This window comes from Streptomyces diastaticus subsp. diastaticus, assembly GCF_011170125.1.
GTDB classification, from domain to species: Bacteria; Actinomycetota; Actinomycetes; order Streptomycetales; family Streptomycetaceae; genus Streptomyces; species Streptomyces diastaticus.
The window spans coordinates 135,957-151,366 of the sequence record NZ_BLLN01000005.1 but is presented as its reverse complement, the minus strand read 5'-3'; the positions used below and the strand labels follow the sequence as shown (position 1 = coordinate 151,366).

At 76.9% G+C, this 15,410-nt stretch carries 10 protein-coding genes; 7 read left to right on the top strand and 3 right to left on the bottom strand.

The genetic code is table 11. The features are described 5' to 3' along the window. The first annotated feature begins 367 nt into the window (after positions 1-367). The 4 genes from Sdia_RS18500 to Sdia_RS18485 all read left to right on the top strand — a co-directional run bounded on the left by Sdia_RS18500 (position 368) and on the right by Sdia_RS18485 (position 8,604). The gene (locus Sdia_RS18500) at positions 368-3,391 is read left to right on the top strand and encodes a type 2 lanthipeptide synthetase LanM family protein (RefSeq protein WP_189500257.1); all 3,024 of its coding nucleotides are present in this window, start codon (positions 368-370) and stop codon (positions 3,389-3,391) included. A gap of 78 nt (positions 3,392-3,469) precedes the next feature. Then, on the top strand, positions 3,470-3,661 hold the full coding sequence (locus Sdia_RS18495) for a hypothetical protein (protein WP_100454233.1): 192 nt from the start codon (positions 3,470-3,472) through the stop codon (positions 3,659-3,661). A 64-nt stretch (positions 3,662-3,725) separates the two neighbouring features. Further along, positions 3,726-6,647: an ATP-binding protein gene (locus Sdia_RS18490; RefSeq protein ID WP_189500258.1), complete on the top strand. Its 2,922-nt coding sequence runs from the start codon at positions 3,726-3,728 to the stop codon at positions 6,645-6,647. A 154-nt stretch (positions 6,648-6,801) separates the two neighbouring features. Further along, positions 6,802-8,604: an AfsR/SARP family transcriptional regulator gene (locus tag Sdia_RS18485; RefSeq protein ID WP_189500259.1), complete on the top strand. Its 1,803-nt coding sequence runs from the start codon at positions 6,802-6,804 to the stop codon at positions 8,602-8,604. Between the two features lie 5 nt (positions 8,605-8,609). Here the strand turns inward: Sdia_RS18485 and lanKC are convergent, their stop codons facing one another. The 3 genes from lanKC to Sdia_RS18470 all read right to left on the bottom strand — a co-directional run bounded on the left by lanKC (position 8,610) and on the right by Sdia_RS18470 (position 12,918). Further along, positions 8,610-11,201 (bottom strand): class III lanthionine synthetase LanKC, encoded by a 2,592-nt coding sequence (gene lanKC / locus Sdia_RS18480; protein ID WP_189500260.1) that lies wholly within the window; start codon positions 11,199-11,201, stop codon positions 8,610-8,612. 39 nt (positions 11,202-11,240) lie between these two features. After that, positions 11,241-12,575 (bottom strand): MFS transporter, encoded by a 1,335-nt coding sequence (locus Sdia_RS18475; protein ID WP_185393656.1) that lies wholly within the window; start codon positions 12,573-12,575, stop codon positions 11,241-11,243. 175 nt (positions 12,576-12,750) lie between these two features. Next, positions 12,751-12,918: a hypothetical protein gene (locus Sdia_RS18470; protein WP_162911630.1), complete on the bottom strand. Its 168-nt coding sequence runs from the start codon at positions 12,916-12,918 to the stop codon at positions 12,751-12,753. A 419-nt stretch (positions 12,919-13,337) separates the two neighbouring features. On the opposite strand from Sdia_RS18470, the gene Sdia_RS18465 reads away from it, so the two are divergent. The 3 genes from Sdia_RS18465 to Sdia_RS18455 are packed head-to-tail and all read left to right on the top strand — an operon-like array spanning position 13,338 to position 15,369. Further along, the gene (locus tag Sdia_RS18465; RefSeq protein WP_189500261.1) at positions 13,338-14,435 is read left to right on the top strand and encodes a radical SAM protein; all 1,098 of its coding nucleotides are present in this window, start codon (positions 13,338-13,340) and stop codon (positions 14,433-14,435) included. After that, complete coding sequence (locus Sdia_RS18460) at positions 14,432-15,166, top strand: iron-containing redox enzyme family protein (RefSeq protein ID WP_189500262.1); 735 nt, start codon at positions 14,432-14,434, stop codon at positions 15,164-15,166. The genes Sdia_RS18465 and Sdia_RS18460 overlap by 4 nt, the downstream gene beginning before the upstream one ends. Further along, positions 15,163-15,369 carry an aroma-sacti cluster domain-containing protein gene (locus Sdia_RS18455; RefSeq protein WP_100454247.1) on the top strand — a complete coding sequence of 69 codons (207 nt, stop codon included), beginning with the start codon at positions 15,163-15,165 and terminating at the stop codon, positions 15,367-15,369. Before Sdia_RS18460 ends, Sdia_RS18455 begins: the two co-directional genes overlap by 4 nt. Positions 15,370-15,410: the final 41 nt, after the last annotated feature.

Sequence of the window (15,410 nt, the reverse complement as noted above, 5' to 3'; positions counted from 1 at the left end):
CTCGCACACGTTCCGGCACCTGCTCCCGGCGCCGGCCGGTGCGTACCGGGTGAGCGCGCCCGGCCCCATCCGCTTCGGGCACTCCTCGGCGCCGGGCGTGACGGAGTTCCCGTCCACGTGCGGGGCGCTCGCCGAGGCCACCGGCGCCTTCCTGGCAGGTCTCGGCGTGGAGAGCCTCCTGGACCAGGTGGCCGCCGCCCTCCTCCGGCTCCGCCCGCGTGTCCTGGCCGCGACCGCCGAGGGGCGACCGACTGCGGGCCGCCCAGAAAGATGGGGGACCGACCCCCATGTGCCCCCACCCTCCGCGCGGCACGATGGGGCACGCCGCGGGCCGACAGGTCCCGCGTCGGACCGAGGGGGTGGGACGTTGGAGCGGAACGCTTCGCGACCGGGGTGCGGCGCCGCCCGCCCCGGTCCGGGACCGGACCCCGCCGGACGGGGGGCGGTCGCCCTGCTCGAGAACGGTGAGCAGCGCACGGCGAGCGGGGCCTGGTGGGCACCGGCCCTGCGCACGGAGGAGCGGGCCGGGCGGATACCGGACTGGGCGGAGTGGGTCGAGCAGGTGCTCGCTGCCACGCCCGCCGCCCTCCCCCTCCCCGAGGAGGAGTACGAGGGGCTCAGCGGCTTCGAGCGCGTGCTCGCACCGTTCGCCGAGGCGGCGGGGGACCGGATGGCGGCGGCTCTCGGGGGCGAGGAGCGAGGGCTCGTCGACCTCGCAGCGGTCCGCGCCGGCCTGGTCCGGGCGGTCGGGCCGCGACTGGCCCGGATCGCCGCCCGTGTGCTCGTGACCGAACTGCACCGGGCACGAGAGGCGGGCGGGCTCACCGGTGGGGACAGCCGGGCCCGCTTCCGGGAGTTCCTGCGGCGGGCGGGGGGCCGGCGGGGCCTCGCCGCTCTGCTGAAGGCCCACCCGGTGCTCGCCCGGCTGCTCGGCCGGGTCAGCCTCGACGCGGCCGACGCCTTCGCCGAACTGCTGCGCCGCCTCGTCGCCGACCACGTGGCCCTGGCCGAGGCCGGGCTCCCGTGCGGGTCGGACGATCGCCTGCTCGTCGACGTCGAGGCCGGGGCGGGCGACAGTCACGGCGGCGGCCGGACGGTGGCGCTGCTGCGTTTCGCGGACGGCACGCGGCTGGTGTACAAGCCCCGCCCGGTCGCCGCGCACCGCCACTTCAACGACCTCGCCGACTGGCTCGGGCGCCTGCCCGGCGCGCCCCGGTTGCGCACGCTGACCGTGCTCGACCGGGGGACCCACGGCTGGGTCGAGTTCGTGGAGGTGCTGCCCTGCCGGACCGAGCCGCAGGTGCGGGAGTTCTACCGGCGGCAGGGCGCGCTGCTCGCCCTGCTGCACGCACTGGACGGGACCGACCTGCACCACGAGAACCTGATCGCCCACGGCGAGCATCCCGTCCTGGTCGACGTGGAGACCCTCTTCCACCCGGCCCTGCCGATCGCCGCCTCCGACGACCCGGCGAGCAGGGCACTGCACGACTCCGTCCACCGGGTCGGCCTGCTGCCGCAGTTCCTCCTCGGCGACGACAGCGCGCTCGACATGTCGGCGGTCGGCGGCGGCCGCGCCGCGCTCTCCCCCGTGGCGCTCGCCGGGTGGGCCGACTGCGGGACGGACACCATGCGGCTGGTGCGCCGCCCCGGCCGGTTCCGGGAGTCCGCCAACCGGCCCCGCCTGCACGAGCGGACCGCCGAACCGGCCGCGTACACGGCCGAGTTGTGCGAAGGCTTCCGGGCGGCCTACACGGCCCTCGGCGAGGCGCGCGCGGAACTGCTCGGGCCCACCGGGCTGCTGGAGCGGTTTCGGCGGGACGAGGTGCGCGTGGTGGCGCGGCCCACCGCCGTCTACGCCACCCTCCTCGACGAGACCACCCACCCCGAGCTGATGCGCGAGGCCGGCGCGCGGGACGCCGTCCTCGCCCGGCTGCGGGAGGGCACGCTCGGCCACCCCGCCCTGCCCGGGCTCGAGGACGAGGAGATCGCCCAGCTCTGGTCCCACGATGTGCCCGTCTTCACCGTCCGGGCCGGCGGCACCGCCCTGACCGGGGTCACCGGCCGCGCCGTGCCCGGCACGGTGCCGATCTCCGGACTGGCCCGGGCCACCGGGAAGATCGCGGCCCTCGACTCCGTGGACCGGCAGGACCAGGAGTGGGTGATCCGCGCCGCGATGGTCTCCGCCTCCACCACGCCCGCCCACCACCCGGCCGGGCCCGGACGCGGCCCCCGGCCCGCCTTCGCCCCCGAGCCCGAACGGCTCCTCGCCGCCGCCCGCTCCCTCGGGGACCAGTTGGTCTCCCTCGCCTACCGCGCGGCGGACCGCGCCAACTGGCTCGGCCTGGAACTCCTGGGCGACCGCTACTGGCGGCTCGGCCCGATGCCCGCCGACCTCGCGGCCGGCTACTGCGGCCCCGCCCTCTTCCTCGCCCAGCTCGCCGATGTCACCGGTGTCGCCCGGTACGCGGAGACGGCGAGCGCGTCCCTGGCGCCGGTGGCCGGACTGCTGGACGCCCTGCACGAGGACCCCACCGCGCCGCCCGCCGTGGGCTCGGGCGCCTTCGCCGGGCTCGGCGGGCTCACGTACACCCTGCTGGAGGTGGAGCGGCTGCTCGGAGAGCCGGCGTGCGCCGAGTCGCTTCCGGCGGCGCTGCGGCTGCTGGAGGCAGCCGCAGCGGGCGAGCGTGAGACCGGCGTCGGCGCCGGGACGGCCGGCGGGCTCGCGGTTCTCCTCGCCGCACACCGGGCCACCGGGCGGCCGGAGACGCTGCGTGCCGCCGGACGGTGCGCGGAACGGCTGGCGGCCGCCGGACCACCCGCCGGGCCCGGATTCCTGGACGGCTCGGCCGGTACGGGATGGGCACTGCTGCGGTACGCCGAGAGGAGCGGGGCCCCGCGCTTCCGGGAGGCGGGGCTGGAGGCGCTCCGCGAGGCCGTCGCCGCGCTCCCGGCGGCGAACGGCGCCGCTGACGAAGGCTGGTGCCACGGCCGGGCCGGCATCGCCCTCGCCGTCGCCGACAGTCCCGCCGCTCTCGCCGACCACCGGCTGGCCGCCTGGCTCACCGCGACGACCCGCCTGCTGCGGGGCGCCGGACCCCGCCCCGACGACAGCCTCTGCCACGGGGAGGCGGGCCTGCTCGAACTCCTCGGCCACGGCGCCCTGGCCGGAGCCCGAGCCGGGCTCGTCCACCGCACCGGCGCGCTGCTGGCCTCGGTCGAGGACGGCGGACCGCGCTGCGGTACACCCGACCACGTCCCGCACGCGGGGCTGCTCACCGGCCTCGCGGGGATCGGGCACGGGCTGCTGCGGGCCGGATTCCCCGACCGCGTGCCCTCCGTGCTCCTCCTCGACCTGCCCACCCTGACCGCGGCCCCCGACCACCACCCCTGACCGCGGCCCCCGCACGCACCACCGCACCGACAGCCCGAGCACCTCACCCGTCCTCACGACCAAGGATCGAGGCATCCCATGCAGATCGACGACGCGGCCACCCACCTGACCGGCGGTACCGGCGAGAGCGCCGGGGAACACCCGGTCGGCGCCATCACCCTCTTCACCACCGGCGCCCTCGGTCTGCGCTCCAGACTCCTGAGCGCCTCGGAGGGCGGAGCGGCCTATTCCCACGAACTGCCGTGGACCACCATGACCGCTCCGCAGTGACGCCGGGGCCCGTCCGGAGCGGCACGCCCTGCCGCTCCGGGGCCCGCTCCAGTAGCCTGCGCACATGCGTGCGACTTCCTCGGTCATCGTCGGGCGGGACAGTGAATCGGCTCTGCTGGCAAAGGGGTTGGCCGCAGCCGGGCGGTCCTCAGGAGGGGCGGTGTTCCTCGTCGGCGAGGCGGGGATCGGCAAGTCGCGGCTGGCGGGCCAGTGCGCCTTCGACGCGTACGCCCGCGAGGTGCCCGTCCTGCGGGGACGTGCCACCTCCACCGGGCTCGTCGTGCCCTACCGGCCGCTGATGGAGGCCCTCTCCTCCCGGTTCCGGGCCGCGGGCACCCCCGAGGAACCAGAACTGGAGCCCTTCCGGCCCGCGTTGTCCGCACTCGTGCCCGAATGGCGGCGGCACGGCCCCGAGTTCCCCGCCTCCGTGGTCGAACTCGCCGAGGCCCTGCTGCGTCTGCTCTCCGTCCTCGGACGGGAGCGCGGCTGCGTCATGGTCCTGGAGGACCTGCACGACTCCGACACCGAGACGATCGCGGTCGTCGAGTACGTCGCCGACAACCTCGCGGACCTCCCCGTCCTCCTTCTCGGCACCCTCCGGCCCGAGCCGGGCCCCGCCCTGGACGTCACCCGGGCCGCCGCCGGCCGGCAGACCGCCACCGTCCTCGAACTCGGCCCGCTGGACGACACGCAGGTGCACAGAATGGCCGAGGCGTGCCTGAACGCCGCCCCCGGCGAGGTGCCCGCCGAGGCCCACCGCAGGATCGCGCGCCGCGCGGGAGGCAACCCGTACCTGGTGGAGGTGCTCCTCGCCGACCTGGTCGACTCCGGCACCCTGCACCGCACGGACGGCGGCTGGCGGTGCGAGGACGGGCCGGACGGCGGCGTCCCCACCGGCGTCGTCCGCAGCTGGGCCGCCCGCCTGGACCGCCTCGACCCACCCGTCCGCGAACTCCTGCTCACCTCCGCCACCCTGGGCAGCACCTTCCAGGTCCCCCTCCTGCAGACCGTGCTCGGCTACGAGGAACGCGCCCTCTTCGCCCATCTGCGCGCCGCCACCGAGGCCGGCATCATCGCCCCGGACGGCGCGGCCCCCGACCGGTACGCCTTCCGGCACGCGCTCACCGCCGAAGCCCTCACCGCCGCCCTGCTCCCCGCCGAACGGGCCGCCACCGCCCGCCGGGCGGCCGACGCCCTGGAGGAACTGGGGCCCGCCATGAGCGAGGACGCCCGTCAGCTCCTCGCCACCCTGCGCCTGGCCGCCGGGGACGCCGCCGCCGCGGGAGCGCACCTCGCCGAGGCCGGCCGCCGGATGCTCGGCCAGGGCGCCGCGGGCTCCGCGGCCGTGCTCCTGGAACGCGCCCACGGACTGACCCCCGACGCCCGCCGCCCCGAGGTCGCCGCCTCACTCGCCGTCGCCCTCGCAGAGGCCGGGCGGCTCGCTGAGGCGTTCACCCTGGCCGCGGGGCTGCCGCCGGTGCCGCCCGGCACACCGGCCGCCGCCGAGCGGGCCGACGCGCACATCAGGGTCGCCTGGGCCGCCGTCATGGGCGAGCACCCCGAGGAGGCCGGGCGCCGGGTGCGCGCCGCCCGCGCCCTGCTGGGTCCCGCGCCGCCGCCCGCACAGCAGGCCGCGCTCGCCGTGGTCGAGGGCCACCTCGTGCTGCTTCCCGGCGGCGCGGGCGAGGAGGGCACCGCCGACGCCGCCGAAGCCGCCCGCCGGGCCGCGGCCGTCGCCGAAGAGCACGGCCTGCCGGTGGTCGCCTGCCAGGCGTGGCAACTGCTCGGGCTGCTCAGCCGGGACCAGGGCTTCGACGAGGCAGACGCCTGCCTGGAGCGGATGCTCGCCGTCTCCGAACGCCACCAGCTCGCCGCCTGGCGCACGGAGGCCCTGGTCCGGCTCGGCGCCAACGCCTTCCTGCGCACGGGCGACGCGACCCGGCTGGCGGCCGCCCGTACCGCCGCCGGAGAGCTCGGCGCCCTCGCGCTGACCCAGACCGTGGACGGGCTGATCGCCATGAACGCGGTGCTCTGCGGCGACTGGGAGAAGGCCCGCGCCACCGTCGACCGCTCGGTCGACGCCGCCGCCCGGGTACGCAACCTCTCCGCCCACCGCTACCTCCTCCTCGCCGACGCCACTCTCGCCGCCCACCAGGGGCGCCGCCGCGAGCGGGACGCCGCCCTGCTGCGGTTCCGGCGCGCCGGCGGCGAGGACTCGCTCCTCGTGCCGCTCCAGCGTGGCCTGTGCCTGGCCGTCGGCGCCCTCCTCGACGAGGACCGCCCCGGCGCCCTGGACCACCTGGAGGCCGCGGTCGCCTGGGAACGCGAACGGCCCAGCCTGTACTTCCTCGGCGGCCGCTGGGGCCTGCTCCCCCTGCTGCGCGCCCTGGACGGGACCGGTGACACCGCGGACCACCGGGCGGCCCTCGCCTCGCACGGCGCCCAGCTCGCCTGGAACAAGCTCTTCCTCGGCATGGCCGACGCGGTCCACCGAGGACGCGGCGGCGACGCGGCGGGCGCCGCGGAAGCGGTCCGGTCGGCCCTGCGCACCGGGGAGGCGTTCCCGCTCGCCCGCCACCTCGCCCTGCGGCTGGTCGCGGAGGCCGCCGTCGCCGACGGCTGGGGCGAGCCGGTGACGTGGCTGCGGACCGCCGAGGAGTTCTTCCACGCGGCCGCGGTCCAGCCCGTCGCCTCCGCGTGCCGCGCCGCCCTGCGCAGGGCCGGGGCCAGCGCCCCGCAGCGCCGCGACGGCCGCGACCGCATACCCGCCCCGCTGCGCACCAGCGGTGTCACCCCGCGGGAGTACGAGGTGTTCGTCCTCCTCGCGGACCGTCCCGGTAACCAGCAGATCGCCCGGCACCTCTCCATCTCCCCCCGCACCGTCGAGAAGCACATGGCGAGTCTGCTCGCCAAGACCGGCCGCCAGGACCGCACCGCCCTCTGCGAGTTCGCGGCCGAGTGCGTCTCGGCCGCGGTGCGCCGCTGACCGGTCCACCTGGGGGCCGCGGGGGATTTTCGGGCGGGGACCCGGCGGAAAGGTAGGGGGAACGCCCCGATGCCGTACCCGGGCCCGCCGGGCAGCATCGCCGTCGGGCACGCGTGACCACCGTGCCCGACCAACGGAGCTGGGAGGCCCGCCCGTGACCCCTGCGCCCCGCACCAGCGCGCACCCGTCCCGACCGCACTTCACCGTCCTCGGGCCCCTCGCCGCCCACCGCGACGGCGTGCCGCTCTCCCTCGGGCCGCTCAAACAGCGCCTCGTGCTCGGCCTGCTGCTCAGCAGACCCAACACCCCCGTCGGCACCGACGCGCTCACCGACGCCGTCTGGCCCGACGACCCGCCGCGCACCGCTCGCAAGAACCTCCAGGTGTACGTCAGCAGCCTGCGTACCCTGCTCGGTGACGGCCGCACCGCCTCACCCGGCCTCCTCGTCCACGACTGCGGCGGCTACGTGCTGCGCGTGGAGGACGACGAGGTGGACGCCTTGCGGATGCGGCGGCTCGCCCGGTCCGCGGCCGGGCTCGAACCGGCCTCCGCCGTCGGCCTGCTGCGCGAGGCGGTGGGCCTGTGGCAGAGCACGCCCCTGCACGATCTGCGGCGCTCTCCCGCCCTCGCGGCCGAGGGCGAGCGCCTGGAGCGGCGGTGCCTGTCCGTCCACGAGGAGTGGGCCGAGTGCGAACTGGCACTCGGCCGTGGCCCGGCCGTCGTGGAGGAGTTGCGCGAGCTGGCCGAGCGGCACCCGCTCCGTGAACGCCTGCACGCGGCCTGGATGACCGCCCTGCACCAGTCCGGACGCCGCTCCGAGGCGCTGGCCGTCTATGACGAGTACCGGCAGGAACTGGCCCGGGAACTCGGTCTGGAGCCGGGCGGCGCCATGGCCGACCGCTACCGGGACGTCCTCACCGAGTCCCGGTCCCACGGCATCGCGCGGTCCGCAGCCTCTGCCGAACTGCCCCCGGACCCAACGGCGTTCACCGGGCGTGGCGGCCAGCTCCGGGAACTCATCGACGCGCTGGACCGGCCCGGCGGGGAGGGCGGGACCGTGCTGCTCACCGGGCCGGCGGGCAGCGGCAAGACCGCCCTCGCCGTACGGGCCGCCCGGCTTCTCGCCGACCGCTACCCCGACGGCCGCCTCCTGGTCCGGCTCCGCGACAGCGCCGGCGCGGCCCAGCCGGCCACCACCGTCCTCGACCGGCTGGCCGGCCTCACCGGTGTCCCCGCGACCCCGCAGGCGTGGCGTCGCTGGCTGGTCCGGCACCGTGCCCTGGTGGTGCTGGACGACGCCCCCGGGGAGCACACCGTGCGGGGGCTGCTGCCGACGGACGGCCGGTCCGCCGTCCTGGTCACCGCCCGGGGCCTGCTCGGCGGTCTCGCGCCGGTCGGCCGGGTGGACGTGCCGCCGATGGACCCGGCGGAGGCACTCGACCTGCTGGCCCGGTTCGTCGGCACGGCCCGTGTCGCCGCGGACCGCGCCGCGGCGCTGCGCGTCGTGCACGGCTGCGGGCTGCTGCCGCTCGGTGTGCGGGTCGCCGGTATGCGCCTCTCGGTCCTGCGCCACCTGCCGCTCGCGGAGTACGCGGACCGGCTGGCCGACCCCGCCTGCGCGCTCGACGAGCTCTCCGCCGGGGACGTCCTGGTGCGCGACCGGCTCGCCGTGGCCTGGCGCGACCTCCCGGCGGCCCAGGCCCAGGCCCTCGCCGGGCTGGCCTCCGCCGGCCTGGAGGGGCCGTTCACCCTCGCCGAGGCGGCGGCCGCGCTGGGCAGCCCGGTGCGGGCGGCCCTGCGCACCGTGGAGGCCCTGATCGGCAGCGGAGCCGTCACCACCTCGGGCGGGGAGGTCACCGCCCATGCCGCACACTACGAAGTTCCGCGCCTGACCTGGCTTCTCGCCCGTGAGAACGCCGAGGAGCGGATCGGGCGCCCGGTCGTCGTGCCGGGGTGAGCCCGTCACCCCAGAGTGAGCAGGGACAGCAGTGCCCTCGGCCCCGTGGGCGCGCCCGGGGCGCCGTGACGGGCGGCCAGGGTGTGGAGGGCGAGCAGGAGCCCCGCCGAACCGGTCGCCAGGTCGGTGGAGAACCGGCGCAGACCCGCGCCGGGGACCAGGAGGTGGTCGCCGTCCTGGACGAGGTGCCAGGTCAGGTTGCGCACCGACGCCAGGACGTCGGGCGCCGGTGCCGTGCGGGCAGAGCCGTCGCCGGACGCCGCGTCCAGGGCGTGCGCCGTCGCGGTCAGCCCGGCGCGGCCGGTGAACAGACCCGGCTCGCGGACGAACTCCAGGACGCACCCCTGGCGTACGCCGGGCAGCAGCGCCGACAGCAGGGCATCCTCGCGGTGTTCCAGATAGGCGCGGGCCACCAGGGCGAAGCCGCCGCTGCCCTGGTCCAGGTAGAGCAGGTGGCGGCGGCCGTCCTTGACCTGGACCGAACCACCCGGCATCCGTACGCAGTGCCCGGCCTCCCGGTGCAGTACGTCCCGCGCGGCGTCCAGCAGGTGGCGCTCACCCGTCAGCTCGTACAGCTCCAGGTGGAGCAGGGCGGCGCCGGAGAGGCCGCGGAGCAGGCCGGCGGAGGGCGGCGCGGTCAGCCCCGGCACCGTCTCGCCGCGCGCCAGTCGCGCCAGGTCGCTCGCGGTGCGGAAGACCTCGGGCGGCGGACAAGCGCCCGGCCCTCCGGCCGCCCGTGTGACCCGCAGGGCCGCCAGGGCCCGCCCGGCGCGGCCCGTCGCGAGGTCCGCTCCCGTCGGCAGGGGCGCGGCCGAGGCCCGCTCCAGCAGTTCCGCCGCCGCGTCGCCCTCCCCGGACGCGGCGAGCACCGCCGCCGCACCGGGCAGGCCGTCCAGGAGCCCGCCCGCGCGCTCCGGCGGGCGCCGCAGAGACGCATCGGCGAGCCAGCGCACCCACTCCCCGGGCACCTCGGCGCCGACATGACGCAGGGCGTGCAGCACTCCGGCCGCTCCGTGCGCCGCACACACGCCGCCGGAGGCGAACCCGTCGGGCCCGCCCGGGAAGAGCCGGTCGAGGCGCTCGGGCGTGGCGGCGGCACGTACCCCGGCCACCAGCATGGCGCGCAGCCGGTCCCAGTCCGGCTCAGGACCCGTCAGGAGCCGCTCCACCGGGTCGGTCCGGTCCATGGCCGAGGTGAGCGGTGCCGGGCGCGGAGGTCCCGCGTCCGGGCCGAGCCGGTAGCGGTCGCGGGCCCAGCGCTCCAGGACCAGGGCCTTGCGGCGGTCGTGGCCCGCCATCTCGGTGAGCGGCATCAGCATGTGCAGCCACGTCGACCACAGGGCGTACGCGTCGGCCTCCGGGCCCGCGGTGCCCGCCGGAGCCTGCATACCGAAGGCGCCCGCGAAGGGGCTCGGGTCCTCCAGCTCCGTCGCGTACTCGAAGTCGATGAGGACCAGGCGGCCGTCGGGGCGCAGCACGATGTTGGCGGGGTGCAGGTCGCCGAAGCGCAGGCCGCGGGCGTGGACGGCGGCCAAGGCCGACGCCAGCCGGTCCGTCACCTCGTCCACCCAGGCGCGGTAGGCGGCGAGTTCGGCGTCGGAGCGTTCCCCGCGGACCAGGGCGTACCGGGCGACGATCTCCTCGAAGAGGGTGCGCCCCTCGACGTGCTCCTCGACCAGGAAGTGGTGCTCCCAGACGGTTCGCACCCCGTGCACCCGTGGCACGCACTCCAGTCCGTCCAGCCGTCGCAGGGCCCGGTGCTCGCGGTGCAGACGGGTGACCGCGTCGTCGCCCGCCGAGTCCAGGCCGCAGTGCGGGCGGGCCTCACGCAGGACGACCCGCTCGCCGCTCCGGCGGTGCCGGGCGAGGTAGATGCCGCCCGCGTTGGAGAACTGGAGGGCGCGCTCGACCACGTAGGGGAAGCCGTCGTCCCGGGCCGCCGCGCGGGCCGCCAGGTGCGGGCCCAGCTCCGGCGGCACGGTCACCCACGGCGGCACCCGGAAGACCACGTCGCGCTCGTCGGGGACCAGCCGCCCGTCCGGGGCGCGCAGCGCCGGGACCGTGCTGCCGTCCGCCGCCCGGCACCAGCGGTCGGTGAAGGAGCCGTACCGGACGTAGACGGGGGCGTCGCCGATCCGCAGGTCGCTGAGGATGTAGGGGCCGCGGCGGCCGTCGAGCGCCGCCGACAGCTCGGCCACCAGCCGCAGGAAGGCGGGCTCGTCGGGCGGATAGGCGGTGACGAACTTGCCGCTGCTGCCGCGCGCCATGTACTTGTCGGACATCAGGGCGAGCGCCTGGCGGCTGCGCAGGAACTTGACCGGCACCCCGTGGCGCAGGCAGATCCGCACGGTCTCCCGCAGCGTCGAGGCCGCCTCCTCAGGGATCGTGGAGACGTGGACCTTCCACCCCTGCTCGGTGAGGGGCGCCCCGTCGGGCCGCAGCGAGGTCCACAGCCCCGAGCGCCCCTTGCCCCACCCGGGGGGAGCCGCCTGCTGGTCCAGCGCGAACCTGGTCCCCTCGTCGGGGAGCCGGGCGGGCGTCTCGTAGTACGTCGGGTCGGCGAGCGAGTAGAGCTGGTTCTGGTGGAGGCCGGGCACGGTCCGCCGCCTTTCTGCCGGGGAGGGGAGCGGGTCGGGTCAGTGCGGGGGAGCGGCGGCCGCGGGGTCCGTCCTGCCGGTGCCGGGGCCGTCCCCTCCGGCGGCCGGGGGCGGGGCCGGTTTCCCGGGCGTCCCCTCGTCCTCGGCCGTCCCCTCGTGCGGGGGGACCGCGCGAGCCGAGGGGGCGAAGGTCACCACGGCGGCCGAGACCGCGAGTACCGTGCCGATCGCGGTGAAGGCGCCGGCCGGGCCGAGGGCGCCGAGCAGCGCTCCGCCCGCCAGCGGCCCGAACGGCTGCACCAGTGAGGAGAGGAACCCGGCCGAACTCTGCACCCGGCCCACCCGGTCGTCCGGGGTCACCACCAGCAGCGTGGACAGGAAGCCGATGCTGGCCACCGTGGACAGGAACATGCAGGCCATCACCAGCACCCCGGCCACCAGGGGCACCCGTACCACCGCCAGCGCGCCGGCCGTCGCCACGCACAGCCAGCAGGTGGCCGGGACGAGCAGCGCGGTACGCCGCTCCGGCCGCAGCCGGGGGGCCAGCAGCGCCCCCGCCAGCGCGCCGGCCGAGGTGCAGGCCACGACCAGGCCGCCGCCCACCCCCGACCGGCCGCTGTCGGAGAAGACCGACAGGGCGGTGAAACTCATCGCCCCGAAACCGAAGTTCATCCCCAGGCCGAAGACCAGCAGCACCGTCCGCAGGTAGGGCAACCGCCACAGGAAGGCCAGACCGGCCGTCAGCTCGCGACGGCTGAAGGCGCGCCCGGGACGGGCCGCCGGGCGCGAGCGGGTGCGGACCAGGGCCACGCACAGGGTGGAGAGCGCCAGACCGACCGCCTCCGCGAGGAACGGCAGCACGGGGTGGACGCCGAACAGCGCCCCGCCGATCAGCGGGCCCACCAGCCGGGCGGTGGCGGTGCGGGCCTGGAGCCGGGCCGTCGCCGCCCCCATCTGGTCCTTCGGCACGACGGCGCGCATCAGTCCGAACGCGGCGGGGCCGTAGAGACTGGTGATCACCGCGCCGGCCGCCGCGACCAGCAGGACCAGGGCGAGCGGGGCGTGCCCGTTCCACACCGCGACGACCAGCGCCGTCACCACGGTGAGGCTGCCGAGGTCGCAGAGCCGCATCAGCCGGCGCCGCTCCACCCGGTCCGCGACCACGCCGCCGGGCAGCATCGTCACCAGCAGGGAGGCGACGGAGACCGTCCCGATCGCGCCGGCCTGCACGGCCGAGCCGGTCTCGCGCAGCACCAGCAACGGCAGGGCGAGCGCCGTCATCTGCGTGCCGATCACGGCGAAGAGGCCGCTCAGCCAGAGCAGCCGGAAGTCTCGGTTGGCGCGCAGCGCGACCGCGCGCTCGGGCTCGGTCATGGATCGGCTCCCGTGGGGTCGGGTGAGGTCAGGACGGGGTCGCGAAGGCTCACGGGGAACGCGGCGGGCGCCCCGTGGAGAGCCCGTGACGTCCGGCGGGGCGGTCTCCGTGTGTACGGAGCCGCCCCATCCGGCCGGCCGGGCGCCACGCGGTGGCGGGCGCCCGGCCCGGACGTCACTTCTGGTTCTCGACCACGCTGAGGACGCTGATGCAGTTGCCGTCGGCGATGTGCTCCTGGTCCACCGAGGTGGTGCCCTGCAGGTCCAGGACCGACGCGCTGTGCGCCTCGACCTCGGGGGACTCGACGGTCTCGGGGGTCTCGGGGTTGGTCTTCTCGGACATGGTGGTCTCCGTCCACTCGTGGGGTGCCGCATCGGATGCGCCGGGGGAGCGGGAACCGCCTCACCGGCTTCGGCGTGCCGTCGGCCTGCCGATGACCAGAACGTTAGGAAGCCCGTCCTCACTAACGCCCCGCCACCGGTATGGCATCGCTTAACCCCCAGCCCGCGGGGGCTTCCCCGTCCCCGGCGGGAGCCCGGACGCCGCCCGTCCCGGGCCCCACGGGGCCGCGGGCCTCGGGCCATACCGTTCGGCAACCGCTCCTGGACCGTTCGCCAACCCCGCCACGCGAACCTCCATCGGCACGGGTGACGCCCGCGCGGTCCCGGTCCGAGGGGCGGCGCGCGGCCGGCCCGCGCGGGCAGCCGCGCGGACCCTGCCCGCCGCGGCACCCGCCGCGCGGGCGGCGGAAGGAGCGACGTATGCGACTCGCGGAGATCATCGGCCTACGGCCCGAACCGGCGGCCGGCGTGCTCGTCACGCTCACCCGCCGCTGCCCGCTGAGCTGCGCCCACTGCTCCACCGCCTCGGGTCCGGACGCCGACGAGCGGCCCCACCCCGGCGACCTGAGGCGTTTCGTCGCCTCGTTCACCGCCCGCGACCGCCCCGAAGTGATGATGCTGACCGGCGGCGAACCCCTGCTCATGCCCGGCCTGGTGCGCGAACTCGCCGCCTCGGCGAAGGAGAGGGGGACGCGCACCGCCGTCCTCAGCGGCATGTTCTTCGCCCGTGCCCGGAGCGTCCCCAGGGCCGTGCTGCGCGCCGCCGCCGCCGTCGACCACTTCTCCGCCAGCCTCGACCTCCACCACGAACGCGAAGTGCCCCGCACGGCCGTCTTCGCCGCCCTGCGCGCCCTGAGCGCCACCGGTACCCGCGTCAGCCTCCACCTGACGGGCACCGGACCCGACGACCCCTACCTGGCCGATGCCACCGCCGCCGTCGAGCGCGAGTTCGGCGGCACCCTGCCCGTCCTGGTCAACGAGATCAGGGCCTTCGGCCGGGCCGCCACCTGGGCACGGCCGGCCCGCCCCGTCGGCGGGGACGACGGGGCCGCCCCCGCGCCCTGCGCGATGGCCGCCTGGCCGGTGGTCGCCTTCGACGGGACCGTGCTGGCCTGCTGCAACCAGCACACCGTCGACCGCCGCCCCGTACCGCCGCACCTGCGCCTCGGCCACATCGCCGAGGACAGCTGGGCCACTGTCCGCGCCCGCGCCCTCGACTCACCCCTGTTGCGGACGGTCCGCACCGTCGGCCCCCTCCACCTCAGAGCCCGCCACGCCCCCGACGCGCCCCGGGCCGCCTCCTACTGCGACGCCTGCCGCCAGCTCTCCGCGCTCCCCGGCGCCGTCGCCGCAGCCGAACGGACCGCGTCCGGGGCGACCGGCGCACTCCTGGACCTCACCGTCGGGCGGTCCCGTCGCGCCCACGGCCCCACCGCCCTGGTCCGCGCCCACGGCTGCGCCGCGTACGCCGCCTGGGTGGAGCGGCCCGGACCCGGCGAACCAGGGACCGTACGGTGAGCGGCGGCTCGGCCTCGGGCCGCCTGCGGGCCAAACTCTCCCTGGTCGAGGCGGGGCCGCACGGCGCCACCGCCGCCCTGTGGCAGGCCGACCGCCCACGGGACCGTTACCTGGCCTACCTCGTGACGATGCACCAGGTGATCAGGGCGTCCGTGCCGCTGATGGAGCGGGCCGCCGACCTCGCGGACCGGGCCGCCCGCTGTGGTGCCGACCCGCTCGCCGCCCCCCTCGCCCGGTACCTGCGGGCCCACGTCCTGGAGGAGACCGGCCACGACGCCTGGTTGCTGGAGGACCTGGCCGCCGCCGGGGTGGACACCAAGGCCGTGCTCCGGGCCGTCCCCCCGCCGGACGTCGCCGCGCTCACCGGCGCCCAGCACTACTGGACCGAGCACCACCACCCGCTTGCCCTCATCGGCTACATCGCCGTCCTGGAGGGGCACGCGCCGGCCGCGCGCCTGGGCGCCGTGCTGGCCCGGCGCACCTGCCTGCCCGAGGCGGCGTTCCGTACCGTCCGGGCCCACGCGCACCTCGACGCGGGCCACGTCGACGACGTGTACGCCCTCCTGGACTCCCTGCCGCTGACCGGGCGGGACGAGGCGCTCCTCGCCGTCAGCGCCCTGCACACCGTGGACGCGCTCACCCGTATCTTCGTCCGGCTCGGGCGCCGCGCACCGGCCGCCGTGCCGCTGCGGGAGACCGGACGGCCCACACCGACGGGAGGTCCCGGATGACACCACCCCAGCGACCCGATCTGCTGACCCGGCTGCACGAGGCGGGGTTCGCGGTCGACCTGCTCACCGAGGAGCAACGCGAGGTCCTGACCGGCCTGGAACCGGAGGAACTGGCCGTCCTGCTCGACATCAAGGAACGACTCGACGCCGTCGGCCCGGAGGTGCAGGCGCACGGCGAGATCGCCGGCGGCGCCCTGTTCTGACGCCCCGCCGGTCCCGGCCCGCACCCACGGGCCGGGACCGG